The sequence below is a fragment of the Brevundimonas intermedia genome, from assembly GCF_004614235.1.
GTDB classification, from domain to species: Bacteria; Pseudomonadota; Alphaproteobacteria; order Caulobacterales; family Caulobacteraceae; genus Brevundimonas; species Brevundimonas intermedia_A.
In genome coordinates, this window is sequence record NZ_SPVH01000002.1 from 473,640 (window position 1) to 494,717 (window position 21,078).

Consider the following 21,078-nt stretch of genomic DNA (forward strand, 5'->3'; position numbering starts at 1 on the left):
ATCAGTCGTACAGCGCGCGCCGATCAGGCGTACGGCATGTAGGATTTGATCTTCTTGGCGTCGGCGTCGGCCATGACCTTGGTGCCGCGGTTCTGGCGGATGTATTTCGAGTTGTGGCTGATCAAGCGGTGACGCTTGCCTGCAACGCCCGACTTCACCTTGCCAGTGGCCGTGAATTTGAAGCGCTTCTTGGCGCCTGACTTCGTCTTCAGTTTCGGCATTTCAGTCTCCTTTTTGGAGGGCTACCGCCCTTCGGGCTGCTTGAGCCGTGGGGAGGTGGTCTTCCAGAGTTTAAGAACCGCCCAGGCATGCCTGTTCGCCCGGCGGTTCGGTACGCGAAGGCGCGGCTTGTAGGCGAAGACGCCTGCCGACGCAAGACGTGAGTCAGGACAAGGACTTGGGGGCCATTTCGTCGGCGGCCTTGCCCCGTTGGATCGCCCGTCCGGCGTTGATCGCCATGACCGCCGCCGGGATGGTCAGCAGCGCCCCGACCAGAAAGGGCCAGTCGTGCCCCAGGCCCGAAAACAGCGCGCCCGCGATCATCGGCCCGAAGATGCGCGCCACCGAACTGGAGGCCATGTTCAGCCCCAGCATGGCCCCCTGCCGGTCGGGCGGCGAGGCGCGGCTGATCATGGCCGAGATATTGGGCATGGCCATCGACATGCCGCACGCGCCCAGCGCCATGACCATTGGAATGACCCAGCCCTGGACGATGGGAATGGACAGGGCGCCCAGCTCCAGCCGGGTCGCCGGGAACCAGGCGACGGGCGCCAGCACCTGCAGCACCAGCGAGCTTCCGAACAGCAGCATGCCGACCGCCAGCACGCGCGATTCGCCGAACCGCCGCGCCAGCTTTCCGGCGAAGAACCCCTGGTTCAGGGTCGAGACGATGCCCACGATCATGAAGCTGAGCCCCACCTCGCGCGCACCCCAAGCGTAACGGCTCTCGGCCCACAGGCCGAACACGCTCTCCATCGCCGAAAACCCGGCCATATAGATCAGGGTCACCACCAGCACCCGCGACACCACATCATTGTCGCGTGCGTCTTTCAGCCCCGCCAGGAAGGCCGGACGCGGTGCGGCGGGATCGGCCTTGGCCCGGCTCTCGCGCAGGAAGACGATCACCCCGACCGCCGCCACAGCCGCAAGCGCCGCCGCCAGGAAGATCGGCAACTGATAGCCGAGACGCCCCAACTGCGGCTGCGTCAGCAGCCCGCCCAGCCCCGGCCCGACGATGAAGCCCAAGCCGAACGCGGCGCCGATCAGCCCCATCCGCCCCGCCCTCTGTTCCGGCGGGGTGACGTCGGCGACATAGCCCTGGACCGTGGAGATATTGCCCGCGCCCAAGCCGGTGAACAGCCGCACCGCGATCGCCAGCCAGATGTTGGGCACGAAGGCCAGCATCAGATAGCCCAGCGCATTGGCGATCAGGGTCATCAGCAACACGGGTTTGCGCCCGATCCGATCCGACAGCCGCCCCCAGAACGGCTCGGCGAAGAACTGACCCAGCGAATAAGCCGAGAACATCAGCGTGATCTGCCACGCCTCGGCCTGCAGGCTCTGGGCGAAGAAGGGCAGCAGCGGCACCACCAGCCCGAACCCGACCAGATTGATGAACACCGTGCCGAACAACACGGCCAGCGCCGGGGTCTTGAGCTTGGGCGGGGTCGTCGGTGTCGCGGTCATGGCCAAACGCTTAGCGCGACGCATCGTCGCTAGCGAGGCGGATTGTTCGCCTCCAGAAACCGCACGGTTTCGCGCAGCATCTGCCGGCGGGTGTCGGCGCGCGACAGCCAGTGATCCTCGCCCGCCAGCTCGATCAGCTCGACCGGCTTTCCGGCCCGCCGCATCGCCTCGGCCATGACGCGGCTTTGTTCGATGGGGACCACGGTGTCGTCGCGGCCGTGGATTAGCAACAACGGCGCCTCGACCGTTGTGGCAAGATGTGCGGGCGAAAGCGCGTCCAGCGCCCGATCGTTGAAGCGAGCCGCCCCCATGAAGCGGTTCCAGTAACGGACTGTCTGATTGTTGCGCCCGCCCTCCTGCCGCGCCTCCCAGTTCACCATGCGGCGCAGGTCGGAGACGCCGGACACCGCCACGCCGCAGCGATAGACGCCCTTGTCCAACGTCAGTCCCGCCATGGCGGCGTAACCGCCGTAGCTGGCCCCGACGACGCAGACCCGGTCGGGATCGACGATGCCCTGCTCGGTCAGCCAGCGCACGCCGTCGGACAGGTCCGTCTGCATCTTGCGGCCCCACTCGCCGTATCCCGCTTCAAGGAAGGCGCGGCTGTAGCCCGTCGAACCCCGGAAATTGGCCTGAAGCACCGCATAGCCGCGCGAGGCCAGGGCTTGGCCCCACCAATCGAAGCCCATCACATCGCGTGAGGCCGGCCCGCCATGAGCCAACACCACCAGCGGCAGCTTTGACGGATCATCCACACCGGGCGGCAGCGTCAGATAGCCGGAAATCTCCAGCCCGTCCGCCGCCGCGTACTGGATCTGGCGCACGGCCCCGACCTGTTCCGCTGCGATTTCGGGGTAGGACTGGGCCAGAATTTCGGCGACGCCACGGTCGAAGTTCACCAGCTGGTACAGGCCGGATTCATTCTTGTCGGTAAAGACCAGCGCCATGGTCTGGTCCTCGTTCCAGGAAACCAGACGCGGCGCCTTGTCCACGAACGCGCGCGCGATGGCCCTCCACCGCCGAGCGGCCTCCGGCTCCAGGAACTCATACCGGGTTCCGTCCTCTTCCTCGCGCGACGCGCCCAAAAGAAGCCGGGTCGCCGAGTGGTGGATCAGGCTGTCGGGGTGATGTTCGAAAGGCAGGCGGGTCCACTCGCCCGTGTCCACATTCACCTCGAACATGACGGCGGGCGTCTCTCCGTCGAGATCCTGCTGCGCCAGATCGGGACGATCCGCGCCGATCACTATCGTGCGTGGCGTACGGCCCATGCCGTAGAAGGCGGGCGTATCGACCGGCGCATCGACGCTCCAGGCTCCATAAAAACCACGACCGCGCGGCAGCATCAGCGTCCAACGCCCGCTTCGTTCGACATAGCGGGCCATGGCGATGACCTCGCCCTGGCCGTCCACCACATAGTCGGTCGTCTCCCGGGTCATGATCTTCACGGGACGACCTCGACCGGTCTTCAGGTCGATCTGATGCAGATTGATCTGACCGTTGGCGAGATTGACGCCCCGCGCGAACAGCACCTCTCCCTCTGGAGTCCTGCGGATCGAGGGCCAGCCGTAGAGCACCGCCAGGACATCCGGCGTGTTGCTCAGCACCTGAACCAGCTTCTTCTTTTCGAGATCGACGATCTGACCGAAGTAGAGTTCCGAAAGGGGCACCCCCAGCGTCGGAATGCTCCGGCTCTGGGACGTGATCACCAGAACCCTGCCCTCGCCGATCCAGCGCAGGTCTCGCACCTTGATCTCGCCGACCGTGGCGGTGAAGACGAGTTCCCCCGTCGCCATGTTTGTAACGACGATGGCGCGCGTTTCGCCCACGACTGCGATCAGGGCGATCAAATCGCCGCTTGGCGACAGCTCCATCAGTTCCACGGCTGGAGAGGCGCTATAGGCCTCCAGCGGAGGCGGAGCGTTTTGCGCCTGGACTTGGGCTTGGGCGCCGGAAACGAAAGCGCCGCCCAGGGCGACGACGCTCAACACGGTGAGGATCAATCCCGACAAAACAGACTTCAGCATGAACTCCCCCATCCACGGCAAAGCTCAACCAGAAGACGCGCGTGGACGCAAGCAGCGGATGCGTCAACGAAAAACGCCCCGGTCCTGCGACCGGGGCGTCCTGTATTCAGCGATGGATCGCGATCAGCGCGGGGCCAGGATCATGATCATCTGGCGGCCTTCCATCTTGGGCGAGAACTCGACCTTGGCGATTTCGTCGAAATCGGCCTGGACCTTGTTCAGCAGCTTCATGCCCAGTTCGGGGTGCGCCATTTCGCGACCGCGGAAACGAAGCGTAACCTTGACCTTGTCGCCCTCGTCGAAGAAGCGGTGCATGGCCTTGGTCTTCACCTCGTAGTCGTGGGTGTCGATGTTGGGGCGCAGCTTGATTTCCTTGAGCTCGACGACCTTCTGGCGCTTGCGCTGCTCGGCCTTCTTCTTCTGCTCCTGGAAACGGTGCTTGCCGTAATCGAGGATCTTGACCACCGGCGGCTCGGAGGTGGAGACGATCTCGACCAGGTCCATCCCGGCTTCTTCGGCGGCTTCGAGCGCGGAAGAGGTGGGCATGACGCCCTGTTTCTCGCCGTTCTGGTCGATGAGCAGAACGCGAGGGGCGCGGATATCCTGGTTCATACGCGGCCCGTCTTTCACGGGTGGCGCTTGCATGGGACGGCGAATGGGCGTCGTTTCCTTATGTGGTCAGAGAAGGCGTGTGTCTTGATAAGCGGAATGGCGCAGCTTGCGCCACGTTCCCCTCAAGGCCGCAATATGCGCCCGGAAGGCCGGTTTTTCAAGGCTTCGCGGGCGGGGCGCCGATATAGGCGTCGTGCAGCGCCAGCACCGCCTCGAAGACGTGATCCACGCTGAGATCCTCGATAGGTGCGAACTGGCCCCGCGTCTCGTTGGACGCCGCCGTGCGCGTCTTCGGACCCCACGGACCGTACAGCCACCACTCGGTCGGACCGAACAGGCCCAGCGTGGGTCGACCCAGGGCCGCCGACACATGCATCAAGCCTGAGTCGTTGCCGACGAACAGATCGGCCCGGTCGATGGCGGCGGCCGAGGCCAGGATATCGCCCTTGCCGACGAAATCGATGCCGCGCGCGCCTGCGGCCTCCAGCGCCGGGGTCGCCGGCGGCCTGTCACCCGGCCCGCCCACGGGCATGAAGCGCCAGCCCGCGAAACGCGGCTCGGCCTTCAGCTTCTCGACCAGCGCGCCCCAGCGGTCGGCGGGCCAGCTCTTGCCCGGCTGATGCGCGATGGGGGCGAGCGCGATGATCCGGCGGGGACCGGTCCCGCCCGCCAGCTGCGGATCGATGACGGCGGCGGCCTCAGACCGCGCCTGATCGTCCAGGAAGATTTCGGGATCCAGCGGCGTCTGCGACCCCATCAGGCGCGACACCATCTCGACCTTGCGCAGGCCGGTCTCCCAAGACCGATTATAGACCACACGCCGTTTCGCCGGGACCAGATAGCTCAGCGCCGAACCCCGGATGTCGATGACCAGGTCCCAGCGCGTGCCGACGACCTGTTTCCACAGGTCGAGCCAGTGACCGGCCATCTTCTTCTTGTCGAGCACGATGGTGCGCACCACGCCCGGCGCATTGCGGAAAAAGGGCGCGGGCGGCCGGCCGCAGGCGACGGTGATCTGCGCCCCCGGAACCTGGCGCGCGATCTCACGGATCACCCCCGACGAGATGACGCAGTCGCCGATGCGGTTGGAGGTGACGAACAGAACTTGGGGCGCGGACATGGGCCTGTTTTCCGCCATCGCGCGTCGCGGTCAAGGGTGACGGCGGCGGAAAGTCCGGGCAGAACGGCGGCCATGACCGACATCCAGCACCTGTCCCGCCCCGACGGGGAAACCCTCGCCTTCCGCCACATCGAGGGCGACGGCCCGACCATCATCTGGATCGGCGGCTTCCGCTCGGACATGGAGGGGACCAAGGCCCTGGCGCTGGAGGCGGCCGCACGCGACCGCGGCTGGTCCTACGTCCGCTACGACCATTTCGCCCACGGCCAGTCGTCGGGCGACTGGCGTCAGGCCACCATCGGCCGCTGGCGCGAGGATGCCATCGCCCTTATCGACAGCCTGTCCGGCCCGGTCATCCCCGTGGGCTCGTCGATGGGCGGCTGGGTGTCGCTGCTGGCGAGCCTGGCCCGGCCCGAGCGGATCAAGGGGCTGGTCCTGATCAACCCGGCCCAGGACTTCACCGAACGGCTGATGTGGCCGGGCTTGGCCGACCACGAACGCCAGGCCATCCTGCGCGAGGGCGAGACCCTTATCGTCGAGGAAGGCCTGGGCGAATACGTCCTGACGCGGCGTATGTTCGAGGAGGCGCGCGACTGGCTGCTGCTGGACGGCGTCATCAACATCGTCGCGCCGGTCCATGTGCTCCAGGGCCGCGCCGACGACGTGGTGCCGTGGCGGCATCAGATCGAGCTGGTCGAGCGGCTGACTGGCGGCGACGTGCGGCTCGACCTGATCGAAGGCGGGGACCACCGCCTTTCAACGCCGACCGACCTCGACCGGCTGGTCGCGGCCGTGGAGGCGATGCGGAGCTAGATCCTCCCCCGTTTACGGGGGAGGATCGGGTCAACCCTTACCCGTCAGCGCCCCATACAGGTCCGTCCGGCGATCGCGGAAGAACCCCCAGGCCGCGCGATACTTGTCCAGTTCATCCAGGTCGAAGCGGTGCACCAGCACCCCCTCCTCCTCGGCGCCCAGGCTCTCGACCAGGTCGCCGCGCTGATCGGCGATGAAGGAATGGCCGTAGAAGGTCTGGCCCACCTCGGTCACCGTCTCATGACCGATCCGGTTGGCGCCGACGACCGGCACTGCATTGGACACCGCATGCCCCTGCATGGCGCGCCGCCACGGCTCGGCCGTATGCAAGTCCGCGTCATGTGGCTCGGTGCCGATGGCGGTCGGATACATCAGGACGTCGGCGCCCATCAGCATCATGGCCCGCGCCGCTTCCGGGAACCACTGGTCCCAGCAAATGCCCACCCCCACCTTGCCGAACCGGGTGTCCCAGACCTTGAAGCCCGTGTCGCCCGGCCGGAAATAATACTTCTCCTGATAGCCGGGACCGTCGGGGATATGGCTCTTGCGATAGACGCCCAGGGCTTCGCCGTCCGCGTCCAGCATGACCATCGAGTTGTAATACTGCGGCCCGTCCTTCTCGAAGATCGAGACGGGAATGGCCACGCCCAGTTCCTTGGCCACGGGCGCCATGGCCGTGACGCACGGATGTTCGCGCCATTCATAGGCCTGGGTGAACCAGTGCTCCTCCTGCGAGACGCAGAAATACGGCCCCTGGAACAGCTCCGACGGCAGGATCACCTGCGCGCCCTTGCCCGCCGCCTCGCGCACGAAGTCGATGGTCTTATTGATGTTCGCCTGCATGTCCTCGCCATACGAGGTCTGGATGCCGGCGACGGTGATGTTGCGGGTCATGCGGGCTCCTGCTGGGAGATACAGTGGAACGAGCCGCCGCCGGTCAAGATGGCCTTGGACGGCAGGGGAATGATCTCGTGATCGGGGAAGGCTTCCTTCAACGCCTTGCAGGCCATGTCGGCTGCGGCATCGTCGCCATAGGTGGGCACGACCACGGCGCCGTTGGCGATCAGGAAGTTCATGTGGCTGGCCGGGATGGGGCGCTCGTCCTCGTCCAGCACCAGGCCCGGCGACGGGATCCTCAGTACACGGATCTTGCGGCCCTTGGCGTCGGTCATGCCCGACAGATCGCGCGCCGTGGCGTCATAGACGTCGGCGTTCGGATCGTTGCGACCCCAGGCCACCGGGCAGGCCACGACGCCCGGCGCGACGAACCGCGCCAGATTGTCGACATGCCCGTCGGTGTGGTCGTTCAGCAGGCCGTCGCCCAGCCAAAGCACGGCCTTGGCCCCGATGGCCTTTTCCAGTGCGGCGGTCGCGACCGCCTCATCCTGGTTCCAGGCCGGGTTGCGATTGGGGTTCAGCAGGCACTGGCGCGTGGTCAGGACCGTCCCCTCCCCGTCGTGATCCAGCGACCCGCCCTCCATGACGAAGTCGTTCCACGTCAGGGCCACCCCCGAATGCTCGCCGATCTGACCGGCGACCAGATCGTCGCCCGGCATGTCGTATTTCCCGCCCCAGCCGTTGAACCTGAACGCCGTCGCCGTCTTCGATCCCGCGCCGAAGATCGGCCCGGTGTCGCGCAGCCAGATGTCGCCGAACTCTCCAGCCACGACCTCGACATTCTCGACCCCGGCGAAGCGCGCCTGGGCGTCCGCCAGCACCTCGGCCTTGCCGACCATCAGCTTGACCTGTTCACGCCCCGGCCCGGCCAGCGCTCGCACCAGCCCCTCGACCTCGTCCTGCGCCTGCTCCAGCGCCTCGAACCAGTATTCCGCATGGCTAGGCCAACCCACCCACATGGCGCGGTGCGGAGCCCACTCTGCGGGGATGGCGGCAGGGATGGGAGCGGTCATCGGCGAACTGATCCTGTCTAGAGTTCCGGCGAGACATCCGGGACGAAACGCGAGCCGCGCCATATGGCCCCTCCCGCCCCCGACTTCAACGCCGGGCCAATACACCAAAGAAAAAGGGCGGCCCGCGAACGGACCGCCCTTCGTCGTTTCAGTCTGGCTTAGCCTTAGAAGGCGTAGCGGATCGAAGCCATGACGGTGCGCGGGGCGCCGATGCCCGCGAACGGACGGCTGTAACCCAGTTGCCCAGGGGTCGCCGAGGCGCGAGTACCCAGCGTGCTGTAGTATTGCTCGTCGAACAGGTTGATCACGTTCACCTGCAGGTAGGTGCCGTTCAGCCCCAGGGCCGTGAAGTCGAAGCGGGCGTCCAGATCGACGACGGTGAAGGCGTCAACCTTCAGGTCGTTGACGTCGGTGACCCAGCGCTCACCCGTGTACTTGCCTTGGATGCCGGCCGAGAAGACGTCGTTGAACTTGTACGACGCACGCAGGGAGAACATTTCTTCCGGCGTTTCGACCTGCTTCTTGCCCTTGGTCTGAAGTTGAGCGCCGGCGGCGTTGTAGACGTAGTCGTCTTGCAGTTCGCTGTTGAGCAGCGAAACCGTGCCGTAGAGGTTCAGGCGCTCGGTCGGCTGCCAGCCCACCGAAGCTTCGAAGCCGGTGCTTTCGACCGAGCCGACGTTACGGTCGACGAACTGGCCGAGGTCTTCGTCAAAAGTGCTGACGATGCGGTTATCAAACTTATTCTGGAACACCGAGGCCTGAGCCACGACGGTCGAGGTCGTGAAGCGGTAGCCCAGATCGATGTTCTTGGAGGTTTCAGGCTGAACCGTGGGGTTGCCCAGCGAGCCATCCGCCAGACGGGTGGTGCTGTACAGGCTGTCCGTGCGCGGAGCCGACAGCGATTCGCTGTAGCTGGCGAAGACCGAGTGCGCGTCGCCAAAGCGATAGTTGGCGCCGACGTTGGGCAGGATGTCGTCGTATTTCACCGTGCGTTGGAACGGCTGGATGTATTCCGTCGTGCCACGGCCCGCGAAGGTCACGTTGCCGTTGGCCAGGGTCGCGTTCGGCACTTCGGTGGTGCAGATCACGTTCGACGACGCGTTCTGAGTGTAGCAGTTCTGGTTCAGCTCGCGCTCGAAGAATGGCGCACGAACACCGAGGTTGATCGTCAGAGCTTCCTGCAGGAAGCGACCGCGGTATTCCAGCGAGAATTGGTTCAGCGAAGCGATCGACTTACGGTCACGAGACTGAAGGTTGTAGCCGTCCAGATTGGTGACGCGGTTGTTGTCGTCGTTGCGGCCACCGAACTCATCGACGAAGCTAGGGTTGGTCGGGTCCGAGAAGTCGACGAAGCCATAGTTGCCGGTCTGACGGTGACGACCCCAATCCAACGCATAGGCGGCGCGCAGACGGTGGTTGTCGTTCAGATCCCAGATCAGCGAACTGTTCACGCCATAACGATGCGTGTTCGTGTTGGACGGCGACATGACGCGCACGCGGTCCAAAATGTCACCGTCGCCGTTCAGGTCGACGCCGCCGGTGGCCTGGGTGCCACGCAGCAACAGATCCGTTTCGGACAGCACCGTCTGTTGGGTGCCGCCGTTGGCGAGAGTGTACTGGAACGAGGGGTCGATCGTCAGCACCAGGCCGTCGCGCAGGGTGAAGCGCGAGTTGCCGCGAACGTTGCCGGTGTTCGACGGGTTAATCCGCAGACCCCAATAGTTGGAGCCGTTCGGGTCGTTATCGACTTCGCCGCCACGAATGGTCGGGGCGGTGTAGGTGCGATCAAAGTCGACACCCCAGCCGAACGGGCTGGTTTCGACGTCGCTCACGCAGACCTGAGTCTGAGCAACGTCGCAGAAGCCCGTGGCGGTGGCCAGGTTCGGGCCGTTATAGTTGTTGTTGCGGTTCTCGTTGTAGTGACCTGACAGCGCGACGAAGTCGCCATTGTCGTTCAGGCGCTGATAGATACGCGCATTGAACTGGGTCTTCTCCAGTTCGCCGATACCCTTGAACTTGTCGTACTTGGTGTACGAAGCCGCGACCCATGCCGTCGTGCCCCAGGGGCCGAACTCACCGGTGTTGAACAAGCCCATGGCGCGACGATAGTTGAAATCGCCCAGCGATCCCTGCAGCCAGCCGCCCATATCGGCGGTCGGACGGATCGTCACATAGTTGATGGTGCCGCCGGTGGCCGACGCCGTGGGACTGTCGACATCGGTCGAGCCGGTGTTGACCGAGGCGCGCTCGATCAGTTCCGGATCCATCTGCTGGTTGGTGTAGGCGGAGTAGTTGCCGGTGTCGTTCAGCGGGATGCCGTCGAACGTCAGCGAGACGCGGGCGCCATCGAAGCCGCGCAGGCGAATGTTACCACCCGACGAACCGTATGGGTCGGCGTTGGTGAAGCTGAGGCCGGGCGTCAGGTTCAGCGTCTGCAGGATAGTCTGGCCAGCGGCCTGAGTTGCGATGAACTCCTGGTTGACGGTGTTGCGGGTCTTCGCGACGGTTTCAGCCACAGCCAATCCATCCAGGTTGCGCGGACCACGCGCACCCGTGACGATGACCTGATCGACTTCGGTCGCTTCCGTACCGGTCGATTGGGCGGAAGCGGCGCCGACGAAGGCGAGCGAGCCGACAAGGGCGGTGGTCGCCCAGATCAGGCTTTTACGGTTGTTCATAACATCTATCCCCAGATGGACGGCGCGAAGGGCCAGCGGCAAGCGGCCATCGCCTGTCGCAATCCAGCCCCCTCTAGGACCGATGTTGAACCTTGGGACGACAGTTATGTAACAGCAATATGACAGCGCCCTGGGAGTGGTCTTGGCGCCACACCCCTGCGGATCAGCATTGTGCGCTCAGTCCGAGGCGCGCTCGAAGACGTCCACGATGCCGCGCGCCGTAGGAAGTATCGCATGGGGTTCGTGGAAGTTGCCGTTGACCTGGCTCTGAGCGATCACATGCGCGCGGAAGCGCGTGAACAGATCGGCGTCGGGTGCCTCGGGCTTTGACCAGAAACCGTCTAGAGGTTGCTGGTCGGTCAGACCCTCGAAATCGAAGAAGGCGTCGCCCAGAGCCTTGACCGGCGTGTGGAAACCCAGCGCCGACAGGGCGGCGCTGGAATTGTTGACCACCATGCCCCGCGATGCGCGACACAGGGCCGCCAGATTGCCGCCGTCGATGAAATCGACGCGCCCAGCCAGGCCGCGCTCCTCGGCAAGACGCATCGTGACAGCCCGAAGATTGACCAGCCCCGGATCGAGAGGGTGGTTCTTGACCAACAGCCTCGTTGCAGGCGGCGCCTTGGCGGCGAAGCTGCTTATCACCGCCGTCAGGAAGGCGCGGTTGTCGGCGTAGCGCGAATAGCGCAGCAACTGCGCATCGCCCTCGCGCTGCAGGCAGGCGATGAAGAAGTCGCCACGCGCCTTGATGACCTCGGCGTCGCAGTTTTCAGCCTTGCGGAAGGCCAGGCTGATGTATCGGCGCATATGGCCGACGCACTGCTTCAGCGGCGAGAAGACATAGGGCGCCGCATAGTGCGGGAAGAGCGCTTTTCCGATCACCTGGACCGCATGATAGGCGCTGATGTTGGCGACGTGGTGCGGCAGGATCTTGCCGACCGCCGCAGGCTCCGGCAGGTGCGGCGCCGGTTCGGGATAACCGTCACGGAAGCGCGGCAAGGCGCTGGAACCGTTGACGCCGTTGCGCTCGACCGTCACCCAGTCAGGGCGGAAATAACCGTTTTCCAGCACCCATATGCGGGCATCCAGGCTTTCGGCCGCCGCCAGAACCGCGCGATTATAGACGCCGGCCTCTCCGAACACGACGATATCGCTGAAACCGGAAGCAAGATCTTCCAGACCGTCGATCCAGGCCTTCGCCGTATCCTTGAACGTAATGCCGCCCGGACGACGCCAGTTCAGGGCGTCTCCGGCATTGAAGATCATCCGTTTCACGACGGCGCCACGCGCCTCCAGCACCGAGGCCATCGCCGACCCGAACGCTCCGAAAGGCGCAGAGACGATCAGAAACCGACGCCCCGCCAAAGGTTGAAGGTCAAGCCGCTTAGCAGGCGGAAAAGAGGAGATGACGGCCGATTGCGCGGCCTGAGGCGCTCGAAGACGCAGTTGGGCATCGGGACGAACCCCGTCCGCTCGCAGCCGATAACGTCGGCGACGTCGCGCCGAAAGAAGCCTGGAAGACGAGCGCAGATCCACCATCAAGCCCACCCGTGTGGTGAAGCGGCGGCGCATACACTGGCGAGGCCGATACAATCACGACGTTTAAGAAGGGGGATCATCTTGGCCCTTGTGTCGCGCCAACTCGATGCGATCAATCGAAATCGCAAACCCCTAGCGGGTTTTGGCACACCGACTCCGTGAGGTGCTTTTTTCACATCAAAACCGCCACCGCCCTGAAGGCGGCGACGGCTCGATGTCTTGAAATCGACAGCTTCCATGATCCGCAAGTCGCCGGCCTGGCGGTCCAGACCGGCTTCCTGAGGTCTTAGAAGTTGATGTCGATGGTCGCGCGGCGGTTGAGCGGTTCACGCACACCGTCGGCGGTCGGCTTGGCCAGGTTGGTTTCGCCCTTGCCGTCGATGGCGATGACGCCGCCGTTGACGCCTGCAGCAACCAGCGAGTCCGCGACGGTGCGCGAACGGCGGTTGGACAGACCCAGGTTATAGGCGGCCGAACCCGAGGTGTCGGTGTAGCCGACGATCACGACGCGCGTCGGACGACCCGACTTGGCGTAGTTGGCGGCTTGCGTCACGACCGAGCGGGCTTCCGCGGTCAGGTCCGAGCGATCCCAGTCGAAGTAGACGACGAACTGGCGAGCGACCGGGGTCTGAGCGACCGGCGCCGGGGGCGGCGGGGGCGGAGGAGGCGGCGGGGGCGGCGGGGGCGGGGGAGGCGGCGGCGGCGGAGCGTCTTCCGCACCGAAGCTGTAGCGCAGACCCAGGGTCACGGTGTGCGACTGATCATAGTCGCCGTCCCATTCGCCGAAGGAGGTCGCGCCGACGCCCGTGCCGACCGTCGTCGAGGCGAACGAAGAATCGCCCGTCAGGTAGCGGTAGGTCAGGTCGATATTGGCGCGGTCGCCGATGGCCCAGGCCAGACCTGCGATCGCCTGAGCGGCGAACTTGGTCGAGTCGTCGTCAGCCGTGAAGGTGGCGCCGCGGTTGGCGCGCAGGTTGCCCGTGATGTCCGTCTTGACGTGGTTCACACCAGCGCCAAGGCCGACGAAGGGACGGATGCCCCAGGCTTCGTAACCGAAGTCATAGATGACGTTCGCCATCAGGGTCATCGATTCGATGTCGCCTTCAGGAGAGAAGCAACCGTCCGTCGCCGGGGTGAAGTTGCAGACGCCCTGCGTGCCCGAAACGGCGCGAACCGTGCCGACATCGCCCGAGCGGTAGCCGCCTTCGAGTTCCGCACGCCAGTTGGGGTTGAAGCGATAGCCGAGACGGGCGAACGCCGCCCAGCCGTCGTTCACTTCATAGTTCCACGACGCGCCGGTCGTGGACGACTCGGCGTTGATGTCGTCGATCATATGGTAACCGGCGTCGATCGCCCCGTACCAACCATTGGGTTCTGCCGATGCGGCTCCGGCTGCGAACAGCCCGGCTGCGGCGACAGAGGCGAGAAGTTTGAGCTTCATAGCTTCCTCACTGTGTGAATTGCGCGAAGCTGCGCGTTGGCACAGCGTTCCCGAGCCGAACGGCATGGCTGGCGTCCGGTTCCGCTCTCGGATTAGGATTGTGACGACTGTGGCGCCGTTTCAACACATTGGGCGCCGGCGGAAGGGAACGATTATGGCGATGCGGTTCGACGGACAGGTGGCGATCGTGACGGGGGCCGGCGGCGGGCTGGGGCGTGAGCACGCCTTGGCGCTGGCGGCGCGCGGGGCCAAGGTGGTGATCAACGACCTGGGCGGGGCCCGCGACGGCTCGGGCGGATCGGCCAGCGCAGCCGAGGCCGTGGTCGCCGAGATCGAGGCGGCCGGCGGCGAGGCCATCACCAACGCCGCCTCCGTCACGGACTATGCGGCGGTTCAGGCCATGGTCGATCAGGCCATGGCGAAATGGGGCCGGGTCGACATCCTGGTGAACAATGCCGGCGTCCTGCGCGACAAGACCTTCGCCAAGATGGAGATCGAGGATTTCCGCTTCGTCGTCGATGTCCACCTGATGGGGGCGGTCAACTGCACCAAGGCGGTGTGGGAGATCATGCGGGGGCAGAACTACGGCCGGATCGTGATGACCACCTCGTCCTCGGGCCTGTACGGCAACTTCGGACAGTCGAACTATGGCGCCGCAAAGATGGCTCTGGTCGGCCTGATGCAGACCCTGTCGATCGAGGGCGCCAAGAACGACATCCGCGTCAACTGCCTGGCGCCCACCGCCCACACCCGCATGACCGAGGACCTGGGCGCGGCGCTTCCGCTGGAGGCCCTGTCCCCTGCCCTCGTCACGCCCGGCCTGCTGTATCTGGTCAGCGTCGATGCTCCCAGCCGCGCCATTCTGGCCGCCGGGGCCGGCGGGTTCGAACGGGCTTACGTCACCCTGACCCAAGGCGTGTTCATCACCGGAGAGGATGCCCCGGAACAGGTCGCGGCGCGTTTCGACGCCATCTCGGACCGCACCGGCGAGATCGTGCCGGAGATGGGCGCCGCCCAGGGCATGATCGAACTGACCAAGGCCCAGAAGGCGCACTCCTGACCTCGTCATCCTCGCGGGCTTGCCCCGAGGATCGGGCGACGATCAGACTATGCCTCACCCGTTCGCACCTACGGTGGACCATCCGATCCTCGGGTCAAGCCCGAGGATGACGAGGTGTAGGATCGTGTCTTGCGTTGACGTGGCGGCAGGCGCCTAACTTCACTCCAGAGGAAACCGGCCTCAAGCAGCGCGAAGCGCGATAGGCCAAACAAAAATGGGCTCAAGCAGCCCGAAGGGCGATAGCCCCAGGAGGGAAGCTCATGCGCGAAGCCGTCATCGTCTCCACCGCCCGCACCCCGATCGGCCGGGCCTATCGCGGGGCCTTCAACGACACCCAGGCCCAGCAGCTGGGCGCCCATGCGGTGAAACACGCGGTTCAGCGCGCCGGCGTCGATCCGGCCGAGATCGAGGACGTCGTCATGGGCGCGGCCCTGCAGCAGGGCTCGACCGGCACCAATGTGGCGCGCCAGATCGCCCTGGCCGCTGGCCTGCCCTCCACCGTTCCAGGCATGAGCCTGGACCGCCAGTGCGCCTCGGGCCTGATGGGCATCGCCACGGCGGCCAAACAGGTGGTGTTCGACCAGCAGAAGATGGCGGTCGGCGGCGGGCTGGAAAGCATCTCCCTGGTCCAGAACCAGCACATGAACCTGTACCGCGGCAAGGACGAGGCTCTGCTGAAGCTGGCGCCGCACATGTATATGTCGATGCTGGAGACGGCCGAGGTCGTGGCCCGACGCTATGGCATCGACCGCGACCGCCAGGACGAATATGCGCTCCAGTCCCAGCAGCGCACGGCGGCGGCGCAGGCGGCGGGCCGTTTCGACGCCGAGATCGTGCCCATGACCACCTCCATGCTGGTCACCGACAAGGCGACTGGCGAGACCTCCTCTAAAGAGGTCACACTGTCGAAGGATGAGGGCAACCGGCCCGAAACCGCTCTGGAGGGCCTGAAGTCGCTGAAGCCCGTCTTCGGCAGCGGCGAGGAAATCCAGCAGGGCGAGTTCATCACCGCCGGCAACGCCTCACAGCTGTCGGACGGCGCCTCGGCCTGCGTGATCATGGAGGCCGGCGAGGCGGTGAAGCGCAATCTTCAACCGCTTGGCGTCTATCGCGGCATGGCTGTCGCCGGCTGCGAGCCGGACGAAATGGGCATCGGCCCGGTCTATGCGGTGCCGAAACTGCTGAAACGCCACGGCCTGACGGTGGACGACATCGGCATCTGGGAGCTGAACGAGGCGTTCGCCGTCCAGGTCCTGTATTGCGCTGAAACCCTCGGCATTCCGATGGACCGACTGAACGTCTCGGGCGGCGCCATCTCCATCGGCCACCCCTACGGCATGTCCGGCGCCCGCATGACTGGTCACGTCCTGATCGAGGGCAAGCGCCGCGGCGCCAAATACGGTGTCGTCACCATGTGCATCGGCGGCGGCATGGGCGCGGCCGGGCTGTTCGAGATTTTCTGACTTGGTCTCCTCCCCATCGCGGAGCGATGGGGAGGTGGCGCGGCGCTTCTTCAGCGCCGTGACGGAGGGGCTCTTCACCGCATCACAAACGCCCGTGGGACTTTGAGAGCCCCTCCACCGCTACGCGGTCCCCCTCCCCGCTTCGCAGGGAGGAGACGCTTCACACCCGTTCGCTGATCTTGATCGCCGCCTTGCACCCGACCTTGATCACGCCACTTAACAGCCGATAGGCCGGCGCCTCGCGGCTGCCGTGTTCGATGGCGTGGTCGTGGTGCGCCAGTTCCTCGTCGCGGAACTGTTTCAGCTCGGCGGCCAGGGCCGGGTCGCGCTCGCCGATCTCCGCGATCTGGTCGGCATAGTGTTTCTCGATCACGCTCTCGACCGCCTCGGTGCAGGCGTGCGCCGCCTTCTCGCCCATCAGGGCCGTGCCGGCGCCCAGGGCCGAGGCCGCGATCCGCCACAGGGGCGTCATCACTGTGGGCCGCACCTGCCGCTCGTTCAGCAACCGGTCGAAACGCGCCAGATGCACCGCTTCCTGGTCCTGCATCTCGCCCAGGTCACGGGCGATCTCGCCCCTGCCCTTGCGTCCTTCGAACACCGCCTTCTGGGCGCGATAAATCAGGACGGCGGCATATTCCCCGGCGTGATCGACCCGCAGGATCTCGTCCATCCGCGCCTTGTCGGCGCCGCGTCCAGGTCTTGGCAGAGGGTGTCTGGGCAGAGGAATGGAGGCGCTCATAAGATCAGGCCTTCTCGATACGGGGCGCGCGGGCGTCCTTGGGGCGTTTGGCGGCCAGCAGGCTGAACACCGCAAGCGCGGAGGCGACGAGGGCGTTCCATCCGGCCATCGACAGGCCCAGCCAGCTCCAGGCCACGTCGCCGCAACCGATCACCTTGACCACCGGCCCTGTGCCCATGGCCAGGGCCGTCAGACTGTTCAGATCGACCGACCCGCCGACCGACGAACAGGTCGCGGGCAAGGCCCACCATCTGTATTCGCCGCCCATGTGGAAGATGGCCGTCACGGCCCCGGTGGCGAAGACGGCGGCCAGCAGGAAGGCGGCGATGCGCGGGGTTCCCCGCCGACTGCCGCTGATCAGGGTCCAGGCCGTGGCGACCGCCGCCACCGCGACCGCGCCCCAATAGGCCTCGCGCTGCTTGAGGCACAGATTGCACGGCTCCAGCCCGCCGAACCGCTCGAACGCATGGGCCGCGCCCAGCATGGCCAGCGACGCGGCCAAGGCGAAGGCGGTCCACCAACGGGTCAGAAGGCGATAGGCGTCGATCATTGCGAAAAGTCTTACCCCTCCCCAGGCCTTACGTCGACTTACAGAAGCTTCACGGCGACGATCAGTCCGACCAGAGCCACGAGGCCGATCACGCTCCATAGCGCCAGCCGCTTTTCCACCTGCGCCAGCATGGCCGGACCCCATCGTTTCAGGATCCACGCTTCCAGGAAGAACCGCCCGCCCCGCGTCGCTACCGACGCCGCAATGAAGACCGGAAAGCTGAACGCCGCCAGGCCCGAGGCGATGGTCACCAGCTTGTACGGGATCGGCGTCAGCCCCTTGATCAAGATGACCCACAGACCCCACTGATCGAACCAGGCGCGAAACTGCGCCAGCCCGTCCGAATGGCCCAGCAGCCGCATCATCGCCAGACCCAGGTCGGTCAGGAAATAGCCGATGGCGTAGCCCAATATCCCGCCCAGCACCGAGGCGACGGTGCAGACGGCGGCATAGAAATAGGCCCGATCCGGCCGCGCCAGGATCATGGGCGCCAGCATCACGTCGGGCGGAATGGGAAAGAACGAACTCTCTGCAAACGACACGACGGCCAGAGCCTTCGTCGCATGGCGGCTGCGCGCCAGATCGAAGACGCGGTCGTAAAGCTGGCGAAGCATGAGAATCCCCGAGGCGAAGGCCGTCCCTAGCAACGCCGGGCGGCGCCGTCACGGTCTCGCGGCGCGCAGCCTGAACGACAAGGCCGCAAAACAGGCCTGTAGCGGCAAGGTCGACGGGAACATCCGCCGTCCTGCGGGGATTGTGCGACATCGCACCGCTCGCAGTCTGTGCTTCAACCCCCTAATCGGATCGCATGACGCCCACACCCTCCCCCGGAAAACAGGACGACGTCAGCCACAACGTCACCCGCCTCTTGCGGCGGCTGTCGGACGACGGCGGCGACGCAGGCTTGACCCTGCACGAGATCCGCGACCGGCTGGACGAGCGTGCCTATGGGCTGCTGATCCTGCTGCTCTCCATCCCCTGCCTGGTCCCCGGCCTCTATGGCGTCCCGCAAGTCGTCGGGCTGATCGTCATCCTGCTGGCCGGTCAGATGCTGGTCGGGCGCGAGGAGCCGTGGCTGCCGCGCTGGTTCCTGAACCTGAGGTGCAAGGGCGCCTGGCTGAAGGCCATGGCCGATTTCGCCGAGTCGAAACTGGGCTGGATCGACCGGCTGTCGCGCCCACGCCTGCGCCGCTTCGCCGACGGTCCGGGCGAGAAGCTGGCGGCCGTCTTCATGATCCTGGCCACCCTGACCATCGTCATGCCCCTGACCAACACCATCCCCTCGGTCGCCCTGGCCCTGCTGTCGGTCGGCCTGATCCAGCGCGACGGCCTGTTCGTCCTCGCCGGCTGCGCCGTCACCACCGTCTGGCTGACGATCCTAGGCGCCCTGGGAACCGGTCTGCTGATGGGCGCGGAATGGGCGACGCGGTGGCTGCCGGGCTGACGCTTAAGCGATGGAGCGCGCCGACGCCTGCACTCGCTCGATACGGACCAGGTCCAGCACGCCGATGATCTGACGCGACCGCCACTGGCTCATCATATAGGTGATCGGCCCCAAGCCCACGGCGACGAGAAGACTGATCACCTCCCACATATGGGTGCGCGTGAAGCTCAACAGGCTGTCTCCCGCCAGCTCGGCCATCAGGGCCAGGATCGACAGGGGAGCGGTCAGATAGCAGATGATGACGAACCGTAAAATCTGATCCTGCCGACGCGCGTTTAGGTTCGCCAGGGCGTACAAGGCCTCGAAGCCAGCTTCATCCACCCCGTCCAACAGATCGAAGGTCTTCAGCGTCGAGGGGTTGCGGCGGAACCCGCTGACGAAATCCACCCCCGCATAGCCCCAGGCGCCGGGCGTATAAAAGCTGGACGGGATCAAGCTCCAGACCGGAAACAGCGCCTTCAGCCGCCGCCACAGCGGCCATAGCTGGATGGGCCCGTGCCCCATGCCGTCTTCGGTCTCCACCTTGGTCATCTCGATCCCCCATCGCCTTCAACCCTGCACTTGATCGACCAGATCATGATTCCTGGCGAGGGGCGGAATCGCTCACGCCCCATAGGTCCACCTCGGCTTTGGCGTCGGCAGGCCTGGACCGATCGTGTGCCTGTCGAAAGTTTAACGGGAAAGCTTCGCCGTTCTGGGGGATGGTCGCTCGACGCGATTTGCGCGACACCATCTTTCCTGGGCTCCAAACATGCCGCCTCTGCGCTTATCTCTCTCCCCCTGTCTCGCCTTGATCGCCTTGCTGTCGGCGACAGGAGCCTCGGCCGTCGCCGCGCAGGACTACCGTCCAGACTTCCACCCCGACCAACTGAAAGGCCCGCCGGCCGGGGCGGTGAACGAGGTGCTGGTGCTGGGCACGCCCCACCTTTCCAACCTCGACGAGGCCTTCCAGCCTGTCATGCTGACGCCCCTGCTAGAACGGCTTGCGGCCTGGCGTCCCACCGCCATCGCGACCGAAGACCTTTCGGGCCTGCAGTGCGACAGCCTGCGTCGCTATCCGTCGCGCTATGCCGAGACCGTCAAGACCTATTGCGGGGACACCACGGCCGCCAATGCAGCCGTCGGCCTGGACGTGCCGGCCGCCAATGCGGAGGCCGAACGTCTCCTGACGGCCTGGCCCGCGCAACCCACGCCGGCCCAGCGACGCCGTCTGGCGGCGGTCTTCCTGGCGGCGGGCGAGAACGGTTCCGCCCTGGTGCAATGGCTTCGCCTTGAGCCACAGGACAGGACCGCGCAAGACGGTTTGAACGACGCCCTGGTCAGGAGGCTGAACCGGATCAAGGACGAGCAGAACGAAACCTATCTGATCGCAGCGCCGCTTGCGGCCCAACTGGGACTGGAGCGTCTGTGGAGCGTCGACGACCATTCCGCCGACACGCCGGACGGCGCCGATCCCGCAGAAGTCGAAGCCTACGGCGCCGCCATCATGGGCGCCTGGGACAATCCCGCCACCCACGCCCGCCGCGCGACGGACGAGCGGCTGCGCTCCGCCATGGCCCAGCCCGATGGCGTCCTGCAGATGTACCGAACCTATAATGCCCCGGACCAGCCGGCCCTGGCCTATCAGTCCGATTTCGGCGCCGCCTTGAAGGAACCCTCGCCCCAAGGGTTCGGTCGCCGCTATGTCGGCTTCTGGGAAACGCGGAACCTGCGGATGGTGGCGAACATGCGCGATGTGCTGGGCCGCTATCCCGGCACGCGGATGCTGACCATCGTGGGGGCGGCGCACAAGGGCTATTACGAGGCCTATCTGGACCAGATGCACGACGTCCGGGTGGTCGATCCCGAACCCGTTCTGCGTTGATCGCACGAGGCTGCATCGGGGCGCTGCGGGGTCGTCGTCATCACGTCCCCGTGGCTTCGTCTTGGCTCCGTCGTCTTCTGTGACTAGGTTCCGCGCCAATCGGCGGCCCCTTTCGGTTAAGCCCGCCTCAAAAAT

At 65.6% G+C, this 21,078-nt stretch carries 19 protein-coding genes; 5 read left to right on the top strand and 14 right to left on the bottom strand.

What is annotated here, in order from left to right:
- Positions 1–23: 23 nt before the first annotated feature.
- The 5 genes from rpmI to EGY25_RS04130 form a co-directional block, all read right to left on the bottom strand.
- Positions 24–221 (bottom strand): 50S ribosomal protein L35, encoded by a 198-nt coding sequence (gene rpmI, locus EGY25_RS04110; RefSeq protein WP_135193772.1) that lies wholly within the window; start codon positions 219–221, stop codon positions 24–26.
- Between the two features lie 163 nt (positions 222–384).
- The gene (locus EGY25_RS04115) at positions 385–1,710 is read right to left on the bottom strand and encodes an MFS transporter (RefSeq protein WP_135193773.1); all 1,326 of its coding nucleotides are present in this window, start codon (positions 1,708–1,710) and stop codon (positions 385–387) included.
- A gap of 5 nt (positions 1,711–1,715) precedes the next feature.
- Positions 1,716–3,710, bottom strand: a complete 1,995-nt coding sequence (locus tag EGY25_RS04120) for an alpha/beta hydrolase family protein (protein WP_167762474.1) — start codon at positions 3,708–3,710, stop codon at positions 1,716–1,718.
- Between the two features lie 123 nt (positions 3,711–3,833).
- Positions 3,834–4,355, bottom strand: coding sequence for a translation initiation factor IF-3 (gene infC, locus EGY25_RS04125; protein ID WP_135193774.1), 522 nt, complete (start codon positions 4,353–4,355; stop codon positions 3,834–3,836).
- A 124-nt stretch (positions 4,356–4,479) separates the two neighbouring features.
- A complete protein-coding gene (locus EGY25_RS04130) occupies positions 4,480–5,442 on the bottom strand; it encodes a glycosyltransferase family 9 protein (RefSeq protein WP_135193775.1) in 963 nt (320 codons plus the stop codon).
- 72 nt (positions 5,443–5,514) lie between these two features.
- Between EGY25_RS04130 and EGY25_RS04135 the strand changes: the two genes are divergently transcribed.
- Positions 5,515–6,255: an alpha/beta fold hydrolase gene (locus EGY25_RS04135; protein ID WP_135193776.1), complete on the top strand. Its 741-nt coding sequence runs from the start codon at positions 5,515–5,517 to the stop codon at positions 6,253–6,255.
- A 30-nt stretch (positions 6,256–6,285) separates the two neighbouring features.
- On the opposite strand, the gene aguB is transcribed toward EGY25_RS04135, so the two are convergent.
- From aguB to EGY25_RS04160, 5 genes are all read right to left on the bottom strand, one after another.
- The gene (aguB, locus tag EGY25_RS04140; protein ID WP_135193777.1) at positions 6,286–7,149 is read right to left on the bottom strand and encodes an N-carbamoylputrescine amidase; all 864 of its coding nucleotides are present in this window, start codon (positions 7,147–7,149) and stop codon (positions 6,286–6,288) included.
- Positions 7,146–8,165: an agmatine deiminase family protein gene (locus EGY25_RS04145; protein ID WP_135193778.1), complete on the bottom strand. Its 1,020-nt coding sequence runs from the start codon at positions 8,163–8,165 to the stop codon at positions 7,146–7,148. The genes aguB and EGY25_RS04145 overlap by 4 nt, the downstream gene beginning before the upstream one ends.
- Positions 8,166–8,329: 164 nt before the next feature.
- Positions 8,330–10,843 (bottom strand): TonB-dependent receptor, encoded by a 2,514-nt coding sequence (locus EGY25_RS04150; protein WP_135193779.1) that lies wholly within the window; start codon positions 10,841–10,843, stop codon positions 8,330–8,332.
- 177 nt (positions 10,844–11,020) lie between these two features.
- A complete protein-coding gene (locus EGY25_RS04155) occupies positions 11,021–12,151 on the bottom strand; it encodes a capsular biosynthesis protein (RefSeq protein WP_245159337.1) in 1,131 nt (376 codons plus the stop codon).
- Between the two features lie 517 nt (positions 12,152–12,668).
- The gene (locus EGY25_RS04160; RefSeq protein WP_135193780.1) at positions 12,669–13,823 is read right to left on the bottom strand and encodes an OmpA family protein; all 1,155 of its coding nucleotides are present in this window, start codon (positions 13,821–13,823) and stop codon (positions 12,669–12,671) included.
- 154 nt (positions 13,824–13,977) lie between these two features.
- Here EGY25_RS04160 and EGY25_RS04165 point away from each other — a divergent pair, with 154 nt between their 5' ends.
- Both EGY25_RS04165 and EGY25_RS04170 read left to right on the top strand, forming a co-directional pair.
- The gene (locus EGY25_RS04165; RefSeq protein ID WP_135193781.1) at positions 13,978–14,883 is read left to right on the top strand and encodes an SDR family NAD(P)-dependent oxidoreductase; all 906 of its coding nucleotides are present in this window, start codon (positions 13,978–13,980) and stop codon (positions 14,881–14,883) included.
- 260 nt (positions 14,884–15,143) lie between these two features.
- Complete coding sequence (locus tag EGY25_RS04170) at positions 15,144–16,346, top strand: acetyl-CoA C-acyltransferase (RefSeq protein ID WP_135193782.1); 1,203 nt, start codon at positions 15,144–15,146, stop codon at positions 16,344–16,346.
- A gap of 160 nt (positions 16,347–16,506) precedes the next feature.
- On the opposite strand, the gene EGY25_RS04175 is transcribed toward EGY25_RS04170, so the two are convergent.
- From EGY25_RS04175 to EGY25_RS04185, 3 genes are read right to left on the bottom strand one after another with little or no spacing between them, the layout of a single operon-like run.
- Entirely contained in the window at positions 16,507–17,085 is a 579-nt protein-coding gene (locus EGY25_RS04175; protein WP_135193783.1) for a demethoxyubiquinone hydroxylase family protein, read from the bottom strand.
- Between the two features lie 4 nt (positions 17,086–17,089).
- On the bottom strand, positions 17,090–17,635 hold the full coding sequence (locus EGY25_RS04180; protein WP_135193784.1) for a disulfide bond formation protein B: 546 nt from the start codon (positions 17,633–17,635) through the stop codon (positions 17,090–17,092).
- Between the two features lie 38 nt (positions 17,636–17,673).
- A complete protein-coding gene (locus EGY25_RS04185) occupies positions 17,674–18,249 on the bottom strand; it encodes a YqaA family protein (protein ID WP_135193785.1) in 576 nt (191 codons plus the stop codon).
- Between the two features lie 194 nt (positions 18,250–18,443).
- On the opposite strand from EGY25_RS04185, the gene EGY25_RS04190 reads away from it, so the two are divergent.
- Positions 18,444–19,079 (top strand): exopolysaccharide biosynthesis protein, encoded by a 636-nt coding sequence (locus tag EGY25_RS04190; protein WP_135193786.1) that lies wholly within the window; start codon positions 18,444–18,446, stop codon positions 19,077–19,079.
- Between the two features lie 3 nt (positions 19,080–19,082).
- Here EGY25_RS04190 and EGY25_RS04195 read toward each other — a convergent pair whose 3' ends face one another.
- On the bottom strand, positions 19,083–19,610 hold the full coding sequence (locus EGY25_RS04195; protein WP_135193787.1) for a hypothetical protein: 528 nt from the start codon (positions 19,608–19,610) through the stop codon (positions 19,083–19,085).
- A gap of 220 nt (positions 19,611–19,830) precedes the next feature.
- On the opposite strand from EGY25_RS04195, the gene EGY25_RS04200 reads away from it, so the two are divergent.
- Complete coding sequence (locus EGY25_RS04200; RefSeq protein ID WP_245159338.1) at positions 19,831–20,943, top strand: DUF5694 domain-containing protein; 1,113 nt, start codon at positions 19,831–19,833, stop codon at positions 20,941–20,943.
- Positions 20,944–21,078 lie beyond the last annotated feature (135 nt).

Excerpts from the sequence above, each read along its gene's own strand:
- EGY25_RS04130 (WP_135193775.1), bottom strand. The coding sequence starts at position 5,442 with ATGTCCGCGCCCCAAGTTCTGTTCGTCACCTCCAACCGCATCGGCGAC.
- EGY25_RS04155 (WP_245159337.1), bottom strand. The coding sequence starts at position 12,151 with ATGGCCTCGGTGCTGGAGGCGCGTGGCGCCGTCGTGAAACGGATGATC.
- EGY25_RS04115 (WP_135193773.1), bottom strand. The coding sequence starts at position 1,710 with ATGCGTCGCGCTAAGCGTTTGGCCATGACCGCGACACCGACGACCCCG.
- EGY25_RS04170 (WP_135193782.1), top strand. The coding sequence starts at position 15,144 with ATGCGCGAAGCCGTCATCGTCTCCACCGCCCGCACCCCGATCGGCCGG.
- EGY25_RS04200 (WP_245159338.1), top strand. The coding sequence starts at position 19,831 with ATGCCGCCTCTGCGCTTATCTCTCTCCCCCTGTCTCGCCTTGATCGCC.
- EGY25_RS04175 (WP_135193783.1), bottom strand. The coding sequence starts at position 17,085 with ATGAGCGCCTCCATTCCTCTGCCCAGACACCCTCTGCCAAGACCTGGA.
- EGY25_RS04145 (WP_135193778.1), bottom strand. The coding sequence starts at position 8,165 with ATGACCGCTCCCATCCCTGCCGCCATCCCCGCAGAGTGGGCTCCGCAC.
- aguB (WP_135193777.1), bottom strand. The coding sequence starts at position 7,149 with ATGACCCGCAACATCACCGTCGCCGGCATCCAGACCTCGTATGGCGAG.
- EGY25_RS04165 (WP_135193781.1), top strand. The coding sequence starts at position 13,978 with ATGGCGATGCGGTTCGACGGACAGGTGGCGATCGTGACGGGGGCCGGC.
- EGY25_RS04190 (WP_135193786.1), top strand. The coding sequence starts at position 18,444 with ATGACGCCCACACCCTCCCCCGGAAAACAGGACGACGTCAGCCACAAC.
- infC (WP_135193774.1), bottom strand. The coding sequence starts at position 4,355 with ATGCAAGCGCCACCCGTGAAAGACGGGCCGCGTATGAACCAGGATATC.
- rpmI (WP_135193772.1), bottom strand. The coding sequence starts at position 221 with ATGCCGAAACTGAAGACGAAGTCAGGCGCCAAGAAGCGCTTCAAATTC.
- EGY25_RS04195 (WP_135193787.1), bottom strand. The coding sequence starts at position 19,610 with ATGACCAAGGTGGAGACCGAAGACGGCATGGGGCACGGGCCCATCCAG.
- EGY25_RS04160 (WP_135193780.1), bottom strand. The coding sequence starts at position 13,823 with ATGAAGCTCAAACTTCTCGCCTCTGTCGCCGCAGCCGGGCTGTTCGCA.
- EGY25_RS04180 (WP_135193784.1), bottom strand. The coding sequence starts at position 17,635 with ATGATCGACGCCTATCGCCTTCTGACCCGTTGGTGGACCGCCTTCGCC.
- EGY25_RS04135 (WP_135193776.1), top strand. The coding sequence starts at position 5,515 with ATGACCGACATCCAGCACCTGTCCCGCCCCGACGGGGAAACCCTCGCC.
- EGY25_RS04150 (WP_135193779.1), bottom strand. The coding sequence starts at position 10,843 with ATGAACAACCGTAAAAGCCTGATCTGGGCGACCACCGCCCTTGTCGGC.
- EGY25_RS04120 (WP_167762474.1), bottom strand. The coding sequence starts at position 3,710 with ATGCTGAAGTCTGTTTTGTCGGGATTGATCCTCACCGTGTTGAGCGTC.
- EGY25_RS04185 (WP_135193785.1), bottom strand. The coding sequence starts at position 18,249 with ATGCTTCGCCAGCTTTACGACCGCGTCTTCGATCTGGCGCGCAGCCGC.